At 68.9% G+C, this 20,046-nt stretch carries 21 protein-coding genes; 9 read left to right on the top strand and 12 right to left on the bottom strand.

Going from position 1 to position 20,046, the window contains the following annotated elements; genetic code table 11:
• Window positions 1-119 precede the first annotated feature (119 nt).
• From DBV35_RS17560 to DBV35_RS17545, 4 genes are read right to left on the bottom strand one after another with little or no spacing between them, the layout of a single operon-like run.
• Window positions 120-1,580, bottom strand: coding sequence for an amidohydrolase family protein (locus DBV35_RS17560; protein ID WP_157961820.1), 1,461 nt, complete (start codon window positions 1,578-1,580; stop codon window positions 120-122).
• 23 nt (window positions 1,581-1,603) lie between these two features.
• Complete coding sequence (locus DBV35_RS17555; RefSeq protein WP_108661598.1) at window positions 1,604-2,392, bottom strand: ABC transporter permease; 789 nt, start codon at window positions 2,390-2,392, stop codon at window positions 1,604-1,606.
• The gene (locus DBV35_RS17550) at window positions 2,389-3,285 is read right to left on the bottom strand and encodes an ABC transporter permease (protein ID WP_108661597.1); all 897 of its coding nucleotides are present in this window, start codon (window positions 3,283-3,285) and stop codon (window positions 2,389-2,391) included. The genes DBV35_RS17555 and DBV35_RS17550 overlap by 4 nt, the downstream gene beginning before the upstream one ends.
• A gap of 54 nt (window positions 3,286-3,339) precedes the next feature.
• Window positions 3,340-4,452, bottom strand: a complete 1,113-nt coding sequence (locus tag DBV35_RS17545) for an ABC transporter substrate-binding protein (protein WP_108661596.1) — start codon at window positions 4,450-4,452, stop codon at window positions 3,340-3,342.
• A 235-nt stretch (window positions 4,453-4,687) separates the two neighbouring features.
• On the opposite strand from DBV35_RS17545, the gene DBV35_RS17540 reads away from it, so the two are divergent.
• Window positions 4,688-5,776 carry a LacI family DNA-binding transcriptional regulator gene (locus tag DBV35_RS17540; RefSeq protein WP_108661595.1) on the top strand — a complete coding sequence of 363 codons (1,089 nt, stop codon included), beginning with the start codon at window positions 4,688-4,690 and terminating at the stop codon, window positions 5,774-5,776.
• A 31-nt stretch (window positions 5,777-5,807) separates the two neighbouring features.
• On the opposite strand, the gene DBV35_RS17535 is transcribed toward DBV35_RS17540, so the two are convergent.
• Window positions 5,808-6,764, bottom strand: coding sequence for an isoaspartyl peptidase/L-asparaginase family protein (locus tag DBV35_RS17535; protein WP_108661594.1), 957 nt, complete (start codon window positions 6,762-6,764; stop codon window positions 5,808-5,810).
• Window positions 6,765-6,858: 94 nt separating this feature from the next.
• Entirely contained in the window at window positions 6,859-7,716 is an 858-nt protein-coding gene (locus DBV35_RS17530) for an isocitrate lyase/PEP mutase family protein (protein WP_108661593.1), read from the bottom strand.
• Window positions 7,717-7,883: 167 nt separating this feature from the next.
• Between DBV35_RS17530 and DBV35_RS17525 the strand changes: the two genes are divergently transcribed.
• Complete coding sequence (locus tag DBV35_RS17525) at window positions 7,884-8,558, top strand: GntR family transcriptional regulator (protein ID WP_108661592.1); 675 nt, start codon at window positions 7,884-7,886, stop codon at window positions 8,556-8,558.
• 3 nt (window positions 8,559-8,561) lie between these two features.
• Here DBV35_RS17525 and DBV35_RS17520 read toward each other — a convergent pair whose 3' ends face one another.
• On the bottom strand, window positions 8,562-9,023 hold the full coding sequence (locus DBV35_RS17520) for a PaaI family thioesterase (RefSeq protein ID WP_108661591.1): 462 nt from the start codon (window positions 9,021-9,023) through the stop codon (window positions 8,562-8,564).
• 112 nt (window positions 9,024-9,135) lie between these two features.
• Here DBV35_RS17520 and DBV35_RS17515 point away from each other — a divergent pair, with 112 nt between their 5' ends.
• A complete protein-coding gene (locus DBV35_RS17515) occupies window positions 9,136-9,588 on the top strand; it encodes an HIT family protein (RefSeq protein ID WP_108661590.1) in 453 nt (150 codons plus the stop codon).
• 60 nt (window positions 9,589-9,648) lie between these two features.
• Here the strand turns inward: DBV35_RS17515 and DBV35_RS17510 are convergent, their stop codons facing one another.
• The 3 genes from DBV35_RS17510 to DBV35_RS17500 all read right to left on the bottom strand — a co-directional run bounded on the left by DBV35_RS17510 (window position 9,649) and on the right by DBV35_RS17500 (window position 12,683).
• A complete protein-coding gene (locus tag DBV35_RS17510; protein ID WP_108661589.1) occupies window positions 9,649-11,136 on the bottom strand; it encodes a tripartite tricarboxylate transporter permease in 1,488 nt (495 codons plus the stop codon).
• A gap of 7 nt (window positions 11,137-11,143) precedes the next feature.
• Complete coding sequence (locus tag DBV35_RS17505) at window positions 11,144-11,617, bottom strand: tripartite tricarboxylate transporter TctB family protein (RefSeq protein ID WP_108661588.1); 474 nt, start codon at window positions 11,615-11,617, stop codon at window positions 11,144-11,146.
• A 79-nt stretch (window positions 11,618-11,696) separates the two neighbouring features.
• Entirely contained in the window at window positions 11,697-12,683 is a 987-nt protein-coding gene (locus tag DBV35_RS17500) for a tripartite tricarboxylate transporter substrate binding protein (protein WP_108661587.1), read from the bottom strand.
• A 413-nt stretch (window positions 12,684-13,096) separates the two neighbouring features.
• Between DBV35_RS17500 and DBV35_RS17495 the strand changes: the two genes are divergently transcribed.
• The 6 genes from DBV35_RS17495 to DBV35_RS17470 all read left to right on the top strand — a co-directional run bounded on the left by DBV35_RS17495 (window position 13,097) and on the right by DBV35_RS17470 (window position 18,206).
• Window positions 13,097-13,582 (top strand): 2,4'-dihydroxyacetophenone dioxygenase family protein, encoded by a 486-nt coding sequence (locus DBV35_RS17495; RefSeq protein WP_108661991.1) that lies wholly within the window; start codon window positions 13,097-13,099, stop codon window positions 13,580-13,582.
• Window positions 13,583-13,601: 19 nt separating this feature from the next.
• On the top strand, window positions 13,602-14,384 hold the full coding sequence (locus DBV35_RS17490) for an SDR family NAD(P)-dependent oxidoreductase (RefSeq protein WP_108661586.1): 783 nt from the start codon (window positions 13,602-13,604) through the stop codon (window positions 14,382-14,384).
• Window positions 14,371-14,910: a TRAP transporter small permease gene (locus DBV35_RS17485; protein WP_157961819.1), complete on the top strand. Its 540-nt coding sequence runs from the start codon at window positions 14,371-14,373 to the stop codon at window positions 14,908-14,910. Before DBV35_RS17490 ends, DBV35_RS17485 begins: the two co-directional genes overlap by 14 nt.
• Window positions 14,911-14,912: 2 nt before the next feature.
• The gene (locus tag DBV35_RS17480) at window positions 14,913-16,199 is read left to right on the top strand and encodes a TRAP transporter large permease (RefSeq protein WP_108661584.1); all 1,287 of its coding nucleotides are present in this window, start codon (window positions 14,913-14,915) and stop codon (window positions 16,197-16,199) included.
• A gap of 23 nt (window positions 16,200-16,222) precedes the next feature.
• A complete protein-coding gene (locus DBV35_RS17475) occupies window positions 16,223-17,242 on the top strand; it encodes a DctP family TRAP transporter solute-binding subunit (RefSeq protein ID WP_170134968.1) in 1,020 nt (339 codons plus the stop codon).
• Between the two features lie 259 nt (window positions 17,243-17,501).
• Window positions 17,502-18,206: a GntR family transcriptional regulator gene (locus DBV35_RS17470; protein ID WP_108661583.1), complete on the top strand. Its 705-nt coding sequence runs from the start codon at window positions 17,502-17,504 to the stop codon at window positions 18,204-18,206.
• On the opposite strand, the gene DBV35_RS17465 is transcribed toward DBV35_RS17470, so the two are convergent.
• Window positions 18,207-19,067 carry an NAD(P)-dependent oxidoreductase gene (locus DBV35_RS17465; RefSeq protein ID WP_108661582.1) on the bottom strand — a complete coding sequence of 287 codons (861 nt, stop codon included), beginning with the start codon at window positions 19,065-19,067 and terminating at the stop codon, window positions 18,207-18,209.
• Between the two features lie 25 nt (window positions 19,068-19,092).
• Window positions 19,093-20,022 (bottom strand): amidohydrolase family protein, encoded by a 930-nt coding sequence (locus DBV35_RS17460; protein WP_245943971.1) that lies wholly within the window; start codon window positions 20,020-20,022, stop codon window positions 19,093-19,095.
• Between the last annotated feature and the right edge of the window lie 24 nt (window positions 20,023-20,046).

The following is a 20,046-nucleotide window of genomic DNA, read 5'->3' as shown; positions in this document are numbered from 1 at the left end:
AGGTACACCGCCAAGGAACGATTTTTTGAAACCGAAGGTGTGGCAACGTTTCCCCGCCTGACGGCCGGTCATTCCTGCAACCGGCCGCGCGTCGGGGTGGGCGCGTCAGGCCGCGCGCTTCACCACTTGGCGAAGGCGGGCGGGGCGATCGCCTCTGCGGGGCGGCCCTTGAAGTCGTAGTCCGGGTAGGCGCGGTAGACGGCATCGCCGCCCTTGCGGACCTCGGCGAGGAGGGCGTCCTCGTCCACCATCGTGAGGCGGCCGTCCTCGACCACCACGCGGCCGTCCACCATCACATGCTCGACGCACTGCGAATTGCCGATGTGGATCATGGACTTGATCGGGTCGAGCATCGGGCCGAACGCGTACCGCCCCATGTCGACGACCAGGAGATCGGCCTTCGCGCCGGGTGAAAGCTGGCCGATATCGGTCCGGCCGAGCGCCTTCGCGCCGTTGATCGTCGCCGCGTTGAGGACGTCGCGCGCGGGGGCGGCCTTGAAGTCCTGCTCGTAGATCTTCCCGAGGATCGAGGCGAACTTCATCTCGTTGAACATGTCCTGCGGGTAGGAGTCCGTCCCGATCGTGATGTTGATGCCGTGCTCGGTGTAGGAGCGGAAGCCTTCGAGGCTGATGCCGCGGCGCGAGAAGACGAATGGCGAGTGGGAGACGTGCGCCCCGCTCTCGGCGATGAGCTCCAGGTCGTTGACGCGCGGGAAGCCGGTCTGCGAGTGGCCGCCATAGAAGAGCATGTGGCCGAGGATCACGTCCGGGCCGAGGAAGCCTTCCTCCGCAAGGACGCCGAGCGGTGTGTTCCCCTCGCGCCGCACGGTCTCGTGGAACTCCCAGATCGTCTCGGCGACGTGGAGGGTGATCGGCAGGCCGAGGCGCGTCGCCTCCTCGCGGGTGCGGCGCAGCAGCCGGCGCGAGGTGAGCACCGCCTCGACCGGGACGAGGATGCCGCGGATGCGGTCGTCATATTTGCCGTTGTTGCGCGCGGCGGCCTCGCACGCGGTCTCGAACTGCGCCTCGCCATCGTCGGGGAGCCATTCATAGCGAAGGCGGCCGTTGGTGTCGTAGTGGTAGTGGGCCGAGGCGTAGCCGGGGGCGAGATAGCCGCGGATGCCCATCTCGCCGGCGATGTCGACCATGATGTCGGTGTTGCCGCCGACCTCGCCGCCCATCTCCACGACCGTGGTGACGCCGCTCTTCAGAAGCTCGCCGATCGCGTAGCGGATGCCGACTTCCGGATCCTCGGGGGCGAGGAAGTTCGCCCCGTCCTTGCCGGCCGGCAGGTAGTTGAGGAAGCCGCAGGAGAAGAGGTCGTGCCGGCCGGTGTCGGCCATCATGCGGTCGCCGACATGGCTGCACAGGTGCGCGTGCGAGGAGATGAAGCCCGGCAAGAGCATCCCTTCGGGGAAGTCGCGCACGGCGACGCCGTCGGGCGCAGAAGCCCGGCGCGGGCCGACATAGGCGACGGTGCGCCCGTCGATCTCCACCTCGCCGTCCTCGATGAGACGATGGGCGCCGTCCTTGAAGCCGAGCACCCATTTGGCCCGGTAGATGGCTCGCGCGGTGGACATCGTTGAAACTCCTGTCGGGTTGGTCATCGGGCGCGGGCGCGCCACGCCGAGCGGAAAGCGAGAAACAGAAGGCCGATCGCCACCGTGCCGACCACGACGACGGTGGAGGCGGCGGCGACGGTTGGGTCGAACTCGGAGCGGATGCCCTCCCACATGCGGCGCGGCAGGGTCCGCGTCGTGGAGTTGCCGACGAAGAGGGCGATGAGAAGCTCGTCGAAGGAGGTGAGGAAGCCGAGCGTCGCCCCGGCGACGATGCCGGGTGTCGCGAGCGGGACGGTGATCGTGAGGAGCACCCGCACCGGTCCCGCGCCGGAGGCCTGCGCCGCGCGGGCAAGGCTCGGGTCGATGCCCTTCAGCGAGGCGAGCGTCGTGAGCAGCACGAAGGGGAGCGCGAGGCACAGGTGCCCGAGGATGATCGCGAGCTCGGTGCCGACGAGGCCGAGGCCGGAGAAATTCATGTACATCGCGAGCGCGAGGACGATCGGTGGCATCAGGATCGGGAGCGTCGCGAGCGCCGCGCCCGTCGCCCCGAGTCGGCGCGGAAGGGCGGCGAGGGCAAGCGCGCCCGGCACCCCGAGCGCCACCGCCGCCGCCGTCACGATCAGCCCGATGCGGATCGAGCGGCCGAGCGCCTCGGTCCAGTCGGCGCGGGAGAAGAAGTTCAGGAACCAGCGCAGCGAATAGCCGGGCGGCGGGAAGCGGATGAACTCGCTCGTGGAGAAGGACATCATCACCACGACCGCGATCGGCGCGAGCACGAAGAGGAGGACGAGGCCGGCGACGAAGGCGGGGAGGGGGCGCACGCGGTTCATGCCGTCTCTCCCGCCGGGCGCAGGCGCCCGACGAGCGCGCCGATCGCGAGGAGGGCGGAGACGAGCGCGACGAGGATGACCGCCGCCGCCGCCGCGTTCGGCCAGTTCAGCGTCACGTTGACGATGGTGTCGACATAGACGGCGAGCATCATGTTCGTGCGCCCGCCGAGCATCAGCGGCGTGATGTAGAAGCCGAGCCCGATGACGAAGACGATCAGCGCGCCCGTCGCGATGCCGCGGCTGATGAGGGGCAGGATGATCGTGAAGAAGACGCGGAGCGGCGGTGCGCCGAGCGACTGGGCCGCACGCACCAGATTCTGGTCCATCGCGCTCACGGCGTTGTGCACCGGCAGGATCATGTAGGGCAGGAGCACGTGGACCATGCCGACGGCCACCGCGCCCCAGTTGAAGAGGAGCGGCACCGGCTCGGCGATGAGCCCCGTCGCCATGATGGCGCTGTTGAGCACCCCCTCACGGCTCAGCATGTAGAGCCAGGCATAGGTGCGCACGAGCGAGGAGATCCACAGCGGCAGCACCGCGGCGAGGAGCACGATCCGGCCGAGCGTCTGGGGGAGGGCGCGCACCGCGAGGCTGAAGGGGATCGCGATGAGGGCGGTGATGAGGGTGACCGCCGCCGCGATCAGCACCGTATTGCGCAGCACCGTCGTCGCCGCGGGCGAGGCCATGAATTTCTCATAGCTCGCGAGCGGCGTCGGACCGCCGAAGGAGGTCGCGACCATCGCCGCGATCGGCACGACGAAGAAGACGAGGAGGACGAGAAGCGCCGGCCCGCCGAGCGCGATGGCGAACCAGTCGCGCTTCGGCGGGGCTACGGGGTAGCGCTTCGGGGCCTTGGCGCGCCGGGCGCCGCGGCCGATGGAGAAAGAGGCCATTCCAGCCACATCGACTGACTTACGGGGTGACGGGCAGGGAACGGCGCCGGCCGATCAGAGCAGGGACCACTCGTGGAAGCGGTCGACCACCGTGCCGAAATTGTCGGCCCACCAGCGCGAATCCTGCACGTACATCTTGGAGAGATTGGCCGGGTCGCTCGGCAGCACCGCGGCACGGCCGGGCTTCAGGCCCGCGAGCACGTCGGAATTGGCGGGGCCGCCGGCATACTCGTTGAAGATCGCGATCTGCGGCTGGACCTTCAGAAGCGCGTCGAGGAGCTTCATCGCCGGCTCCATCGGCGCGCCCTTCACGACCATCAGATAGTCGAGCGAGGCCTGGCCGTCGTTCCAGGAGAGGTCCACCGGGGCGCCCTCGTCCTTCGCGGTGAGGATGCGGCCCGAATAGGTCGACCCGGTCGTCACCTCGCCCGAGGTGAAGAGCTGGACGACCTCGCTGCCCGAGCTCCACCACTTGGCGACGGACGGCTTGATCTTGTCGAGCGAGGCGAACGCGCGGTCGATGTCGATCGGGTAGAGGTCTTCCTTGGCGACGCCGTCGGCGAGGAGGGCGAATTCGAGGTTCGGATACTGCCCGTCATCGGCCGAGGTGAGGGTCCGCTCGCCGGGGAACTTCTCGGTGTCCCAGACATCGGCCCAGCTCTGAGGGCTCGCGCCGCCGAATTTGTCGGTGCGGAAGCCGATATTGTAGGACCAGTAGAAGTAGCCGACGGCCTTATCCATCTTGAGCTCGTCCGGAATGCCGGCGAGCGCTTCGGGCGAAAGCATCGAATAGTCGATCGGCTCGAAATACTCGCCCATGTCTTCGAGCGTCAGCTGGGTGAGAAGGTCGGTCTCGACGACGTCGAACTCCAGATTGCCGCTGTCGACCATCGCCTTGATGCGGCTCGGGAAGGGCAGCGAATCCTCCACGACGCGGATGCCGGAGGCCTCCTGGAAAGGGGTGAGGACGTGCGTGCGCTGAAGGTCCTGCAACGCGCCGCCCCAGGAGCAGAAGCGTATGGTGTCGGCCTGCGCGAAGGCGCGGCGGGGCAGGACGAGGCCGGCCGAGGCGGCGGCCGCCGCGAGGCTCGTCGAGCCGGCGAGAAAGCGCCTGCGGCTCATCTGGTCGAGGAAGGACAGTCGCATCTTCTCGCGATCAACGCTCATGGTGGCTCCTCAGCACGCCAATTGTCCGGGTGTCTCGAGCGCCGCCGCGAGGATACGCCTGCCTCCGGTGGCAGACGATCTCTTTTGCAGCGGATGCGTTCGAGGTGCTTAAACGTTAAAGCATAGGATCCGCACTGTCCAGACAGCGTGGATCCCGCGAAGAGTCTCGCAAGCTTCGTGCCAGTGTGATCGAACGGCATGGACCGGCCGCGGCGCCGGCAAGGATGGAGCGGACGTGGGACAGAGGGACGACGGCGAACGCCCGCTGCGGCGCAAGCGGATCGGCATCAAGGACGTCGCGAAGGCCGCGAACGTGTCGCCGACGGCCGTCTCCTACGCGCTGAACGGGACCGGCCGCCTCGACGCGGAGACGCGCAAGCGGGTGATCGCGATCGCGGCGGAACTCGGCTACCGCGCGAACCACAATGCCCGCCGCCTGCGCAACGGCCGCACCGGGGTGATCGCGATCGCGGCCTCCGTCCGCCCGAGCCTCGCGACCATGCTGCCGATGATGGACTACCTCACCACCATCTGGCAGGCGGCGGCCGCGACGGCCCTTGCGCGCGGCTACATGCTCCTCCTTCTCCCCTTCGGGGCGGGAGTCTCACAGCTCGCCAACGTGCCGCTCGACGGCGGCATCGTCGTCGACCCCATCGCGGGCGACCCGATGCTCGACCATTTCGACCGCCAGTCGCTCCCCGTCGTCACCATCGGCCAGGACATGCGACACCGGCCGGAGGAGGGGTGGTGGGTCGACAACGACCATGAGGGTCTGACGCGCCAGGTGCTCGACCATCTCACCGAGCGTGGCGCGCGGCGGATCGGAGCGATCCTTGCCGACCCGCACTACGAGTATACGATCGCCGCGCGCCGGGCGATCGAGACCTGGTCGGCCGAGCACGGGGTGGCGCCGCTGATCGCCTCGCTCGACGAGCTGCCGACCGAATCGGCCGCCTACAACGCCGCGCTGAAGATGCTCGCCGACCGCGAGGCGGCGCCGGACGCGATCTTCGCCCACATCGACCGCTTCGCCGTCGGCACGATGTTCGCGGCGGCGGCGGCGGGCTATGTCGTCCCGCGCGACCTCATGATCGTGTCCGGCAATGACGGGCCTACGACGAGCGGGGCTACGGTGCCCATCACCGCGCTCGATCTCGGCGCGGAGGCGCTGGGCCGCGCGGCGGTGGAGATGCTGATCGACCGGATCGAGCAGCGCGAGACTGCGCGCCGCCGCATCATCCCCGGCCGCCTCATCGTGCGCCTCTCCACCGAGCCGCAGCAGGACGGCACGCGCGACCGCCGCAGGCGGGCGGTGGTGAACTAGCCGAAGCGTCCGGCGTGCGGCGCGACCTTCCTCAGACCGGCTCGGAGACGAGCTCCTCGTAGATGCCGACATGCATCATGCCGTTGGCGTCGATCGCGCCGCGATACATGCCCGCGCTCGAATAGGGCATCGAGACCATGCCGGCCGCGTCCACCGCGACGAGGCCGCCATTTCCGCCGAGCGCGTCGATCTCCTCGAAGAGGACGGCGCGGGCGGCGGCGTCGAGGCCGTCGCCGCGATAGGCGATGCGGGCGGCGATCTCGTGGCTCGCGCACACGCGGATGAAGACCTCGCCCGAGCCGGTGCAGGAGACCGCGCACACCCCGTTGCGCGCGTAGGTGCCGGCCCCGATGATCGGGGTGTCGCCGACGCGGCCGGGCCGCTTGTAGGTCATGCCACCGGTCGATGTCGCGGCGGCGAGGTTGCCGTGCCGGTCGCGCGCCACCGCGCCGACCGTGCCGTGGCGCTCGGCGTCGCTGACGGGGCCGGAATCTTCGCCGAGATGGCGGGCGCGCGCCTTCGCGAGATTGCGCTGCTGGCGCTCGGTGTGGAAGTAGCTCTGCGGCTCCTGCGCGATCCCCTCGGCGGTGGCGAACGCGTCCGCCCCGTCGCCGGAGAGGAGGAGGTGGCCGGTCCGCTCCATCACCGCGCGCGCGGCGACGACCGGGTTGCGGATCGTGCGCGACGCGGCGATCGCGCCGGCCGCGAGCGTCTTCCCGTCCATGATCGAGGCGTCGAGCTCGTGGATGCCGTCGGCGTTGAAGCAGGCGCCGCGCCCGGCATTGAAGAGCGGGTTGTCCTCCAGCGACATCACGGCCGCCTCCACCCCGTCGAGCGCGCTCGCGCCGGCGCTGAGGCGGGCCCAGCCGGCGAGAAGCGCCTCGCGGAGCCCGGCGAGCGCGGCCTCGTAGCCGTCCGGCCCGAGCTTCTCGCGCTGGATCGCCCCGGCGCCTCCATGGATGGCGATGACCGCGCCCGTGTCGCTCATGTCGTCCCGCTCCCTCGATGGCGCGTCGGCGCGCCGGGGCCGATCTGGCACACGCGCCCGTGCAGGCGCAACGGGCGCGTCGTCCGCGCGGGGCTCAGGAGGTGTAGCGCTTCTCGAATTCCCAGACGTCCTCGAAGCCGATCAGCTCGTTGAATTTCTCGAAAGAATAGAGCGGCGTACGCTCGGTGGTCCGCCCGTTCTCCTTGAGGTCGCCATAGGCGTTGGTGAGGGCGGCGGCGGTGGAGAGGAAGCCGGCGGCGGGGAAGATCGCGAGCGCGTAGCCCATCGCGGCGAGTTCGGCCGCCGACTTCACCGGCGTGCGCCCGCCCTCTACCATGTTGGCGAGGAGCGGCTTGTCGATCGTCTTGCAGACGGTCTCCATCTCGGCCTCCGTCTCGGGCGACTCGATGAAGATGATGTCCGCGCCCGCCTTGGCGTACGCCTCCCCGCGCTTCAGCGCCTCGTCGAGGCCGAGGGCGGTGCGGGCGTCGGTCCGGGCGATGATGAGGAAATCGTCGCTGCGGCGCGAATCGACCGCGACCTCGATCTTGCGCACCATATCGTCCATCGCGATCACGCGCCGGTTCGGCGTGTGGCCGCACTTCTTCGGGAATTCCTGGTCTTCGAGCTGGATCGCCGTCACTCCGGCCGCCTCGTAGCCCCGCACGGTGTGGCGCACATTGAGAAGCCCGCCATAGCCGGTGTCGGCGTCCGCGATCACCGGCGTCTTCGTGCGCGCCACGATCGTCTCGACCCGCTCCAGCATGTCCCGGTAGGTGGCGAGCCCCGCATCTGGCAGGCCGAGATAGGAGGCGACGGTGCCGTAGCCGGTGACGTAAAGGGCGGAGAACCCCATCCGGTCGGCGATGAGGGCCGAGATGAGGTCGTAGACCCCGGGGGCCGTGACGAAGGCGCGACGTGCGAAGGCGGCTTTCAGCGACGGGTTGGCCATGGATCTCCTCGATCGTGGGCGCGCGGGTGCGCCGGGCTGGTGTCGGTCATGCGGGCGGCCGCGCGCGCGGCGTCCATCGTGTCGGGTACGACAATGGCATTCGTGGATTGTATGCGATATGTCAATTTACAAGAGAATTTCGACAGCCAGATGATCGATTGGATACAATGGGCATCGAGCGACGCCTGACCGCGACGGACCGCGTCCACGAGGCGCTGCGCAACGCGATCGCGCGCGGCGAGATCGGGGTCGGCGACCGTCTTGTGGAGGAGGGGATCGCCGAGCGCTTCGGCGTGAGCCGCACGCCGGTGCGCGAGGCGCTGCGGCGCCTCTCGGCCGAGGGCTTCATCGACTTCACCCCCCACGCGGGCGCGGTGGTGAACGGCTGGTCGCGCGAGGATGCGCGCGAGATCTTCGAGGTGCGGGCGGAGCTGGAGGCGATGGGGGCGCGGCTCGCGGCCGAGCGGGCGCGGCCGGCCGAGATCGATCGCCTCGCCCGCATCTGCGACGAGATGGAGGCGGCGGCGCGCGGGGACGGGGTGATGCGCCTGTCGGAGCTGAACCTCGCCCTCCACCACGGCATCCTCGCGGCGTCCGGCCACCGGCGGCTTGAGGCGCTCGCCGCCAATCTCATCGAGGTGGGCTTCCTCGTGCGCTCCTACGGCACCTTCTCGGCCGAGGACATCGCGCGCAGCCTCTCGGACCATCGCCAGCTCATCGAGGCCTTCCGCCTCGGCGACGCGCGCTGGGCGGAGGCGACCATGCGCAGCCACGTGCTGGCGGCCGCGCGGATCATGTCGGCCGCGCCGGAAGAACGCGCGGCGACGTTGAAGGTCGTCTGAACGTCAGGCCGCGACCGGCTCCTCCGGCGGGCGCACCGTCTTCCACACCCCATCGGCGGTCGCGACGATGCGCTTGCCGACGCGGAAGGTGCCGCGCACGAAGATGATCTGCCGGGTGCGGCGCACGACCTCCACGTCCGCCTCCACGAACTCGCCGATCTGGACGGCGTCGATGAAATGCACGTCGAGCTGCACGGTCGCCTGAGGCCGTTCGCCGTTCACGTACCAGGCGGTCATGCCCATCGAGCGGTCGGCGAAGGTCATCATCATGCCGCCCTGGAGGACGCCGCGGCGGTTGTGGTGCTTCGGTTCGGCGAGGAAGGCGAAGTGCGGGGCCGGGCCCTCGCCGGGGCGTGTCCAGAACGGGCCGACGAGGCCGATGAAGCCTTCGTCGGCATAGGGCGACCATCCATGCGCCTCGGGGTCGAAGGCGAGCGGTGAGGCGATGGCGGTCGAGTCCGACATGAAAAGCGTCCTGGCGATTTCGGTTGGCGTGGTGATGGCACGGGTTCGCGTGGCATAGCAAACACCGTCGGCCGGTCCCGCGTCGACTGCGACAAGGTGGAGGAAACGAAGGATGGAAGCCGCAGGTTGTCTTTTCTGCAGGATCGCGGCCGGCACGGTGCCCTCGCACCGCGTCCACGAGGACGACACGCTCGTCGCCTTCCTCGACATCGGCCCGATCCGCACCGGCCACGTGCAGATCGTGCCGCGCGCGCACTATCCGACCTTCGAGACTTGTCCGGACGAGGTGCTGATGGCGATCACGCGTCTCGGCAAGCGCATCGCGCGGGTGCAGAAGGGGCTCTACGGGGTGCCGCGCGTCGCCTTCTTCTTCACCGGGACGGACATCGCCCACACCCACGCCCATCTGGTGCCGATGGTGGCGCCGACGGACGTGACCTCCCGCCGCTACATCCAGGAAGAGGATCTGACCTTCGCGCCGCTTCCCTCACCGACGGCCGCCGAACTGGCGGCGGTCGCCGCGACGCTCGCGGCGGGCCTCACGGCCGAGGGGGCGGACGGTTAGGGCCTGTCTGACGCGCGCGATGGATCATCCCGCCATGATGTCATGGCGGGATGACGCGCCCTACGCCGTTCGCCGTCGGCGCAGGAGGAAGAAGACGAGCGGGAGGAACCAGACCGCGATCGTGAAGATGCCGAGCCCGGCCGAGATCGGCCGCTCGAAGAAGGCGAAGAAGCTGCCGTCCGCCTTGATCATCGAGGTGATGAAATTCTGCTCCAGCATCGGCCCGAGGACGAGGCCGAGAATCGCCGGGGCGATCGGGATGTCGTTCTCCTCCATCAGGAAGCCGAGCACGCCGAAGATCAGCATCAGGATGATGCCGAAGGGCGAGTTGTTGATGGCGAAGGAGCCGATGATGCAGAACATCAGGATGATCGGCATCAGCATCTTCTCGGGGATCGACAGGATCCGCCGCGCCGCCTTGATGGCCACCCAGCCGAGCGGCAGCATGAAGATGTTGGCGACGAAGAAGACGATGAACACCGCATAGATCATCTGCGGGTTGTTGATGAACACCGTCGGCCCCGGATTGATGCCCTTGATGTAGAGGACGCCGATCACGATTGCGGTGATCGAATCGCCGGGGATGCCGAAGACGAGGGCGGGGATCCATGCGCCGCTGACGGCCGCGTTGTTGGACGAGCCCGCCTCGACGAGCCCCTCGATGTGGCCGCGGCCGAACTTCTCCGGCGTGCGGGAGAATTTCTTGCTGACGGCGTAGGAGATCCAGGCGGCGATGTCGGCGCCGGCGCCGGGGAGCGCGCCGATCGCGGTGCCGAGCGTGCTGCCGCGCAGGACCTGCACCGGGTAGCGCTTCAGGTTCGCCCACTGGGCGTGGAAGATGCTCTTGATCGGTGCCGGCTCCATCGGCGGGCGGTCGGTGCCGCGCACCAGCGAGCGCAGCACCTCGGAGACGGCGAAGAGGCCGATCATCGCGGGGATGAACTGGACGCCCGCCAGAAGCTCGACATTGCCGAACGTGTAGCGCGGCTGGCCGGCCGGATTGTCGATCCCGATGGTCGCGGCGAAGAGGCCGATGATGAGCGACAGGATGCCCTTCGAGACCGAGCCCGGCGAGACGAAGATCGCGCACGAGAGGCCGAGGAGGACGAGCCAGAAATACTCGAAGGAGGAGAATTTCAGCGCGATTTCGGCGAGCACCGGCGAGGCGGTGACGAGGACGACGGTGCCGAAGAGGCCGCCGATCATCGAGAAGATGAGGACCGCGCCGAGCGCCTCCTCCGACTTGCCCGCGCGGGTGAGGCGGTAGGCGTCCTCCACATAGGCCGCGCTCGCGGGGGTGCCGGGCATGCGCAGGAGGACGCCCGGAATGTCGCCCGCAAAGATCGCCATCGCGGTCGCCGTGACGATCGCGGCGATGGCGGGGACGGGGTCCATGAAGAAGGTGATCGGCACGAGGAGCGCCGTCGCCATCGTCGCGGTGAGGCCCGGAATCGCGCCGACGAACATGCCGAAGCAGCCCGCGCCGAGGATGACGAGGAGGACGTAGGGCTGGAAGACGAGGCCGAAGGCCTCCGCAATCACGTTCATGGACGCATCACCAAAGGAAGCCGAAGGCCGCGTTGCGGGGAAGCGGGACGAGAAGGATCCGTCCGAACGCCTGCTGGATGACGATGGTCGCGACGATGGAGACGATCACCGCCGGCACGAGCCGCACGCCGCGCAGGAGCATCAGCGCGAGCTGCAGGATGAGCGCCGTGATGACGAAGCCGAGGCTCGGCGAGAAGATGATGTAGAGAATGACGAGGATGATCGCGACGATGAGGTTCGCGATCGCGCGCGGCGAGCGCGCCCAGGGCTCGATCGAAATCGCAGGCACGCGCACGCCCGCGACGAGGCTGCGCCCGATGAGGACGAGGCCGAGAAGGATCGCGCCCGCGCCGATCACGCGAGGCATCGTGTCCGCGCCATAGGCCTGCCCCGGAATCGGGGAGAATTGCAGGGCCGAGACGAAGATGGCGATCCCGCAGGCAAGGACGATCAGTCCGAGGCAGATGTCGTTGAGCTTCATGGAAGCGGTCGCTCTTTGACGCAAAGGGACGCGGGGCGGAGCCTCGCGGCGCGCTCACGCGCCGCGAGGGGAGACGGGCTCAGTTCGCCGCGAGCCCGGCTTCCTTCATGACCTTGCCGAGATTGGCGTCGTCTTCGCCGATGGCGGCGGTCGCGTCCGCGGGGCCGGCCCAACGGATGCCGAAGCCGCGTTCCTTCATGAAGTTCTGGTACTCGTCGCTGTTGAAGGCCTTCTCGACCGCGGCGGCGAGCTTGGTCTTCACGTCATCGGGCAGACCCGCCGGGGCGACGATCGTGCGCCATGCGGCCATCGTCCAGTCGACGCCGGTCACTTCCTTCAGCGTCGGCACGTCCGGGAAGAGGGCCTGACGCTCGGTCGACATGGAGGCGAGCGGGCGCACGCGGCCGGCCTCGATCAGCGAGCGGCCTTCGGCGAGCGAGGAGGGGACGATGTCGACACCGCCGGCCACCATGTCGGTGAGGCCGGGCGCGGCGCCCTGGCTCGGCACCCAGGTGACCTGGTCGGGCGGCAGGCCTTCGGAGATCAGCCAGCCGGCGAGCGCCAGGTGCCAGATGCCGCCCTGACCGGTGCCGGACGCCTTGAACGTGCCTTTCGGCTCGGTCTTGATCGCCTCGAGCAGCTCCTGGAGCGTGTTGTAGGGCGAATCGGAGGACACCATCACGCCCGCGGGGTCCGCGTTCACGAGGGCGAGGATGTCATAGTCCTTGTAGGTGAGCTCGGTGAGGCCCTGCCAGTGCATCATGTCGATCTCGATCGTCATGGTGCCGATGGTGTAGCCGTCCGCCGGGGCGGTCGCGATGGCGCTGTGGCCGACGACGCCCGAGCCGCCGGTGCGGTTCACGACGTTGACGGGCTTGCCGAGTTCTTCCTGCAGGAGGGAGGCGAAGATGCGGCCGACCGCGTCGGTGCCGCCGCCGGCGCCCCAGGGCACGATCATCTGGATCGGCCGCTCCGGGTAGCTCGACTGGGCCATCGCCGTGCCAGTGCCGACGAGGCCGAGGGCCGCGATGGCGGTCGCGGCGGTCAAAAGGGTACGTCTCTTCATGGGGCTCCTCCAGCGGGTCGTGTTCTCGTTCCGCGATTTTCGCGTTGTGTGTGTCCGCTATCGCGGGCGTTTCCTCAGTTGCAGACTAATCAGTCCAAACCGAGCGTTGTCAACGCTGGCGCTGAGGCTGTGGATGCCGCGCATTGCCTGAATGAGATCGATTAAGTGGATCGGTGCGTGGCGGGACGGCGTGCGGTCCGATTTGATATTTGCAGGCGGCCGGTCGGCCGGTGTTGCCTTGGGCGGAAAAGGGAAGGAGTATCCGGCGCAGAAGATGGCCGGGTATACCGGCCACGGGGGGAGGATCGCGGCACACACGCCGGCGCTGCCACCGCTGGTGGCCCGGTCGTCGCCGGGCGTGCCGTCGCGCCGCCCCCGGCCAGATCGAGGAGGCGGTGGCCTTGTACGACAATATGAACCAGTCCGCCCACAGGCTCGCGGCGGCGGAGATCGCGATTCCCGCGCTGCCGGACGATGAGCGCGTCTGGGTGCCGCAGGCGAAGGATGTCTGGTTTCGCCCGCTGATGCTGAACACGCTCCAGGGGCAGTGGTGCAATCTCCTGCGCGTGCGCAAGTCCGGCATCCTGTCGAAGCACCTGCACCCGAACCCGGTGCACGGCTACGTCATCCGCGGCCGCTGGCACTATCTGGAGCACAGCTGGATCGCCGAGACCGGCTCCTACGTGTTCGAGCCGCCGGGCGAGATCCACACCCTGGTGGTGCCGGAAGATACCGAAGAGATGATCACCTTCTTCAATATTACCGGCTGCATGTATTATCTCGACGAGAACAACAAGAATATCGGCTTCGAGGACGTCTTCACCAAGATCGATATGTGCCGCAAGCACTATATCGAGGTGGGCCTCGGCGCGGATTTCGTCGACCAGTTCATCCGCTGATCCCATGACAGGCGAAGCCATGACACCCGCGGCCGAAGCGACGGCCGCGGCGGGGGAGGGCGCTCACTGGGCCGCTCCCTGGTATACCGGATGCCGCGTGCTCGTGACGGGCTCCACCTCGGGGATCGGCGCCGCCATCGCGCGCGGCTTCCTCGCCGCCGGCGCCGCCGTCACCGCGACGGGTGCGACGGCGCGCGAGGTGGAGGCGGCGAAGGCCGACCCCGTGCTCGGCAAGGCCGACATCGCGATGCTCGACGTGCGCGACGGGGAGGCCGTGCGCGGCCTCGTCGAGAGCCACGACCGGCTCGACGTGGTGGTGAACTGCGCCGGCGTCATCCGCCGCCAGGAGGAGCACGATCCGGAGGTGTTCGCCTCCGTGATCGACATCAACCTCACCGGCAGCATGCGCGTGTGCGCGGCGGCGCGTCCGCTTCTCGCGAAGTCGCCGATCCGCGCGATCGTCAACACCGCCTCGATGCTCTCCTTCTTCGGCGGCGGCCTCGTGCCGGCCTACTCGGCGAGCAAGGGCGGCATTTCGCAGATGACGAAATCGCTCGCGATCGCGTACGCGGCCGACGGCATCCGCGTGAACGCGATCGCCCCCGGCTGGATCGCGACCGCGCTCACCGAGGCGCTGCAGAAGGACGAGACGCGCGCCTCCGCGATCCTGTCGCGCACGGCGCTCGGGCGGTGGGGGCAGCCGGACGACCTTGCCGGGCCCGTCCTCTTCCTCTGCTCGCCGGCCGCCGCGTTCGTCACCGGCGCGATCCTGCCGGTTGATGGCGGCTATGCCATTGTCTGAGCCGGTGCGCGGGCGTTCCGTCCTCGACCGGATGGACGACGCGGTCTGCCGCCTCAACCGCTGGCTCGTTGCCGCGATGCTCGCGGCGACGTTCATCATCGTCTTGGCCAACGTGGTGCTGCGCTACATCTTCGGCTGGTCGCTGACGTGGGGGGAGGAGGTCGCGCGCTATCTGATGGTGGCGGGCGCCTTCCTCGGGGCGGGGCTCGCGCTGCGCGAGGGCCGGCTCGTCGCGATCGAGTTCCTGCAGGACATGCTGCCCCTCCAGGGCCGGCGGGCGATCCGCCTTTGCATCGCGATCGCGACGCTCCTCTTCATGGCCGCGCTCGTCTGGTTCGGCACCGAATTCGTCATCTTCGGCTGGCGCCGCAGCACCGTCGCGACCGACATCCCGCGCGGCATCCCTTATCTTGCGATCCCGGTGGGGGCGGGGCTCTTCGTCATCCACCTCCTCTTCTTCCTGCGCCGCTATGTCGACGGCGCGTTCGTCCACGACGACGAGCCCGGCGAAGCGCAGGGGATCTGACGATGGCCGTGATTCTCCTCGCCGTCTTCGTCGCGACGCTCATCCTCGGCGTGCCGGTCGCCTTCACCATGGGGATGGCGGGGCTCGCGGCGGTGCTGTGGGACGGCTCGCTCTCGCCGCTGATGGTGGCGCAGCGCATCTTCGGCGGGATCGATTCGTTCCCGCTGATGGCGGTGCCCTTCTTCATCCTCGCGGCCGATCTCATGACGGCGGCGGGGCTGACGGGCGCGCTCCTGCGCCTCGCGAACGACCTCGTCGGCCATGTGCGCGGCGGGCTCGGCCACGCGAACGTCGTCGTCTCGATGCTCTTCGCCGGCATCTCCGGCTCCGCCCTCGCGGACGCGGCCGGGCCGTCGGCGATCGTCATGCGCATGATGCGGCGCGCGGGCTATGACGCGAACTATGCCGGCGCGCTCTCGGCCGCGACGGCGACGATCGGGCCGATCATCCCGCCCTCGATCCTGATGGTCGTCTACGCGATCTCCGAGACGAGCGTCACCGTGTCCGGCCTCTTCCTCGCGGGGATCGTGCCGGGGATCCTGCTGGGCATCGCGCTTTCGGCGGCGAATCACATCATCTCCGTCCGGCGCGGCTATCGCGGGCGCGAGCACCGGGCGAGCGCGCGCGAGCTCGGCCGCAGCGGCCTCCTCGCCGTGCCCGCGATGGTGATGCCGATCATCATCCTCGGCGGCATCCTCGGCGGTGTCTTCACCCCCACCGAGGCGGGGGCGGTCGCGTGCGCCTACGCGCTCCTCCTCGGCTTCGTGATGCGCACGCTCTCCTGGGGGATCCTCGTCGGCGTCTTTTCCCGCGCCGCGCTCACGACGTCCTCGGTCCTCCTCATCGTCGCGATGGCCTCGATCTTCTCCTGGCTGCTGACCTATCTGCAGATCCCGCAGACGCTCGCCGGGATGATCGCCTCCCTCACCGACGATCCGCTCCTCGTCCTCTTCCTGCTCAGCGGCTTTGCCCTCGTGTGCGGGCTCTTCATCGACACGCTGCCCGCCCTCATCATCCTGACGCCGGTGCTCGCCCCGATCGCCGCCTCGTTCGGCATCGACCCGCTTCAATTCGCGATGATGCTCGTGCTCAATCTGGCGATCGGGATGGTGACGCCGCCGGTCGGGCCGGTCCTCTTCGTGGTCTCGACCGTCGGGCGCCTCCGCCTCGAGGCGCTCTCCAAGGCCGTTCTGCCGCTTCTGGCGGCCGAGCTTCTGGTGCTCCTGCTCGTGATCCTCATTCCCGCGCTGAGCACCACCGTGCCGAGCCTCTTCGGCTACACACACTAAGAACAACAAACGGAGGAAACACGATGCGGACGACCTTCAAGACACTCGCCGTTTCCGCGCTCGCGATGGCGGTCGCGGCGCCGGCCCTCGCGCAGAGCCCCAAGGTGCTGCGCTACGCCCACTTCCAGGCCGCGAATCTGGCCGCGCCCAAGCACGCCGCCGCGCTCGCCTTCGAGGGCTGCGTGGAGGCGAAGACCGCCGGCTCGATCGACGTGCAGATCTTCCCGGCGAGCCAGCTCGGCGACGGCAACCAGGTGCTGGAAGGGCTGGAGCTCGGCTCGATCCAGATGGGCGTCGTCCACGACGGCCCCGTCTCGGCGATGTACAAGCCCTTCTCGGTGCTGGCCCTCCCATATGTCTTCACCGACCAGGCGATGGCCTGGGACATCATGGACGGTCCGTTCGGCGACGCGATGGCCGAGGACATGCTGAACGAGACCGGCATCCGCGTGCTCGGCTACGCCGACAACGGCGTGCGCAACTTCACGAACTCCAAGCGCGAGGTGTCGAGCCCGGCCGACATGGCGGGGATGAAGATCCGCGTCCAGCCGAGCCCGGTCTATGTAAAGCTCGTGGAATCGCTCGGCGCGTCCGCGACGCCGGTGCCGTGGCCTGAGCTCCCGACCGCGCTCCAGCAGGGTGTCGTCGACGGGCAGGAGAACGGCGTCACCAACATCGTCGACGCCTCGCTCTACCAGCACCAGAAATATGTGACGCTCGACGGTCACGTCTTCTCCTGGCACGTCTACCTGATCAGCGACCAGTTCTACGGCTCACTCTCGGCGGACGAGCAGGCAGCGGTCGACGAGTGCGCCATGATCGCGAAGACCATCCATCGCGGGATGACCGCCGCGCAGGACGCCAACGCCTCCACGATCCTCTCCGATCTCGGCATGACCGTGACGCCGTTGACGCCCGACCAGCAGGCCGCCTTCCGCGACGCCGCGCAGGGCCCGGTGCGCGAGTGGATCGTCGGCGAGATCGGTGCGGAATGGCCCGACCGGCTCGACGAGGCTGTGAAGGCCTACGGCACCGCCGACTGACGCGCCTGGCTCGGGGCGCAGAGGCGTCCCGAGCCCCGTCCGCCGCCGCGCGGCGATCTTTGCAGGTGCAGCGGCGCGCGAATGTGGTATACCAGATCTTGCGCGGGCCGTTTCGCGCGGTGGGGATTCTGACCCGCCGCGCGAGGCCCCGCCGGCCGCAACGGCATGACCCACGCGCCGCTCCCGCCCTTCGCGGCGCGGCGCAGAGGGCCGGGTGGCCGCGAGCGGAGCGTGACACCAGACGAAGAGCCGGCCAGCCGTGGACCTTCCCACCAGCACCTACGAGGGGCAGCCCGATAGCGGGCTCAAGCCCGAGCGCGTCGCGCAGCTGATCCGCGAGCGGATCCTGGAGGACAAGCTCCAGCCGGGGATGCCGATTCGCGAGCGCGCCCTTGCGGCCGAGCTCGGCGTCTCACGCACGCCGCTGCGCGAGGCGCTGAAGATCCTGTCGGCGGAGGGGCTCGTGGAGCTCGCGCCGCGGCGCGCGGCGACGGTCGCCTCGCCCTCCGACAGCGAGATCCGCGAGATGCTCCAGGTGCTCGGCGCGCTCGAAGGGTTCGCCGGCGCGCTCGCCTGCGCGATGTCGACGCCGGAGGACGTGCGCCAGCTTCGCGCGATCCACTACGAAATGCTCGCCGCCTACATGCGCGGCGACCGGCTCGCCTACTTCCACCGGAACCAGGAAATCCACGCGAGCCTCGTCGCGATCACGAAGAACCGCGTGCTCATCGAATATCACCGGCGGCTGAATGCGCAGGTCTACCGGATGCGGTACCTGTGCAACCTCAAGACCGAGCGGTGGGAGAGCGCGATCAAGGAGCACGAGCTGATCCTCGATCTCCTCGAAAAGCGGGACGCGGAGGCGATCCGTCCCGTCCTCGAAGGCCATGTGCTCAAGGCCTTCGACCAGATGATGCGCCTGGCGGCCGCCCTCGCCGCGGAGAGGGAGACCGCCGAGGCCTGATCAGTGCGGCTCGGGCAGGAGCGTGACGACGGCCGCGCCGTCGAGTTCACCCTTGCCGTCAGCGACGAGCATCCGGAAGAGCGACGTCGCCTGGAAGCACATCGGCAGCGAGATGTGTTTCTCGCGCGTCGCCTCCATCAGCATCTCGAAATCCTTCAGCACCTGGCGCGCATAGCCGCGCGGGGCGAAGTCGCCCTCGACCATGCGCGGATAGATCGCCTGGAGCACGGCCGAGTTGCCGAGGCCGGGGGCGAGCGCGTCCGGGATCTTCGCCGCGTCGACGCCGAAGGCCTGGGCGATGCGCAGCCCCTCCGCGACGATCGCATAGTTGGTGAGGCAGAGGGCCTGGTTGACGAGCTTCGTCGCCTGGCCGGCCGTCACCGGCCCCATGTGCGTCACCTTGCCGAGATGTTCGAGTGTCGGCCGCGCGGTCGCGATCGCCGCCTCGTCGCCGCCCGCCATGATGGCGAGCGTGCCGGCCTCGGCCTGGCCGGGGCCGCCGGAGACGGGCGCGTCGATGAACGCGCCGCCCTTGTCCGCGACCATCTTGGCCGCGGCCTCGGTCGCCGGGATCTCGCAGGTGGAGAAGTCGACGACGATCTTGCCGGCGAGCGAGCCTGCCGCGAGTTCGCCGACCACCGCCTTCATGGCCTTGGTCGTGGTGACGCAGATCATCACGATGTCGGCGTCCGCCGCGGCCGCCGCGACGGAGGCGGCGGGGGTGACGCCCCACGCGCCGGCGGCCGCCAGCGTGTCGGGCGCGATGTCGTAGCCGGTGATCGTGTGGCCGGTGGCGCTGAGGCGGCGGGTGAAGCCCGTCCCCATCAGCCCGAGCCCGATGAAGGCGATCTTGGCCGTCATGGTCGTTTCCTCGTTCGTTCTTGTCTTAAAGCCGGTAGATGGCGATCGCGTTTTCACGCAACAGTTTCGCCCGGTCGGCGTCGGGAAGGTCTTCCACGGATTTTGCGAAGCCTTTGAAGATGGTCGCGTAGTCGCCGATCAGGCTGTCCACCGGGAAGTTGCTCGCGAACATCGTGCGGTCCGTGCCGAAGATCGAGATCGTGTCGCGGATGATCGGCCCGTTGTTTTCCACAGTCCACGCCTGGTTGGCGAGGCCGATGCCGGAGATCTTGATCGCGACGTTCGGCTCCCGCGCCACCCGCTCCAGCCCGGCACGCCAGCCCGCGAGGCCCTCGGCGCTGCGGTCGGAGGGGAGGGCGGTGTGGTTGATGATGATCTGCGTCGTCGGGAAGTCCCGCGCGAGCTCGGCGGCCGCGTCGAGGTGCCACCAGGGGGTCTGGAGGTCGAAGGAGAGGCCGTTCGGCTTCAGCGCGGCATAGCCTTCGCGCCAGGCCGAATCGTCCATGGAGCCGGGCTCGCCACGCCGCGCGGAGCGGGGGTCGGTCGTCGAGGCCGGCTTGCAGCGGATGCCGCGCACGAGCGGGCTCGCCGCCTGCTCTGCGATGATGTCGGCCGCATCCGGCGCGTCGAGCTGGGCGAAAGCGACGCAGGCCGTCGGCAGGCCTTCGCGGGCGCTGAGCGCCTCCAGCCATTTCGTCTCGGCGACGGGGGAGGCCCGATCCCACTCGGCCTCGATGTGGACCGTCTTGTCGACGACGATCCCGTCGCCCCAATCGCGCCGGAAATCGGGCGGCAGATAGTTTTTGCAGATCGGCGAATAGTCGCCGTAGCGGAAGGGGATGCGCTCGGGCCCCTGAAGCCAGGGATAGGGGTTTTCCGCCAGATTCCAGAAGTGCTGGTGGGGGTCCACGATGTGGAGGACGGCGTCGCCGTCGCGGTCGCTCAGAGAGGTCACTTCGATCCTTTCCCCAATCGGGCA

It is taken from the genome of Acuticoccus kandeliae (assembly GCF_003073115.1).
This window is presented reverse-complemented; position numbering and strand designations above follow the sequence as displayed.

Coding starts and splice junctions, on each gene's coding strand:
- DBV35_RS17560 (WP_157961820.1), bottom strand. CDS start 1,580: ATGTCCACCGCGCGAGCCATCTACCGGGCCAAATGGGTGCTCGGCTTC.
- DBV35_RS17555 (WP_108661598.1), bottom strand. CDS start 2,392: ATGAACCGCGTGCGCCCCCTCCCCGCCTTCGTCGCCGGCCTCGTCCTC.
- DBV35_RS17550 (WP_108661597.1), bottom strand. CDS start 3,285: ATGGCCTCTTTCTCCATCGGCCGCGGCGCCCGGCGCGCCAAGGCCCCG.
- DBV35_RS17545 (WP_108661596.1), bottom strand. CDS start 4,452: ATGAGCGTTGATCGCGAGAAGATGCGACTGTCCTTCCTCGACCAGATG.
- DBV35_RS17535 (WP_108661594.1), bottom strand. CDS start 6,764: ATGAGCGACACGGGCGCGGTCATCGCCATCCATGGAGGCGCCGGGGCG.
- DBV35_RS17530 (WP_108661593.1), bottom strand. CDS start 7,716: ATGGCCAACCCGTCGCTGAAAGCCGCCTTCGCACGTCGCGCCTTCGTC.
- DBV35_RS17525 (WP_108661592.1), top strand. CDS start 7,884: ATGGGCATCGAGCGACGCCTGACCGCGACGGACCGCGTCCACGAGGCG.
- DBV35_RS17520 (WP_108661591.1), bottom strand. CDS start 9,023: ATGTCGGACTCGACCGCCATCGCCTCACCGCTCGCCTTCGACCCCGAG.
- DBV35_RS17515 (WP_108661590.1), top strand. CDS start 9,136: ATGGAAGCCGCAGGTTGTCTTTTCTGCAGGATCGCGGCCGGCACGGTG.
- DBV35_RS17510 (WP_108661589.1), bottom strand. CDS start 11,136: ATGAACGTGATTGCGGAGGCCTTCGGCCTCGTCTTCCAGCCCTACGTC.
- DBV35_RS17505 (WP_108661588.1), bottom strand. CDS start 11,617: ATGAAGCTCAACGACATCTGCCTCGGACTGATCGTCCTTGCCTGCGGG.
- DBV35_RS17500 (WP_108661587.1), bottom strand. CDS start 12,683: ATGAAGAGACGTACCCTTTTGACCGCCGCGACCGCCATCGCGGCCCTC.
- DBV35_RS17495 (WP_108661991.1), top strand. CDS start 13,097: ATGAACCAGTCCGCCCACAGGCTCGCGGCGGCGGAGATCGCGATTCCC.
- DBV35_RS17490 (WP_108661586.1), top strand. CDS start 13,602: ATGACACCCGCGGCCGAAGCGACGGCCGCGGCGGGGGAGGGCGCTCAC.
- DBV35_RS17485 (WP_157961819.1), top strand. CDS start 14,371: ATGCCATTGTCTGAGCCGGTGCGCGGGCGTTCCGTCCTCGACCGGATG.
- DBV35_RS17480 (WP_108661584.1), top strand. CDS start 14,913: ATGGCCGTGATTCTCCTCGCCGTCTTCGTCGCGACGCTCATCCTCGGC.
- DBV35_RS17475 (WP_170134968.1), top strand. CDS start 16,223: ATGCGGACGACCTTCAAGACACTCGCCGTTTCCGCGCTCGCGATGGCG.
- DBV35_RS17465 (WP_108661582.1), bottom strand. CDS start 19,067: ATGACGGCCAAGATCGCCTTCATCGGGCTCGGGCTGATGGGGACGGGC.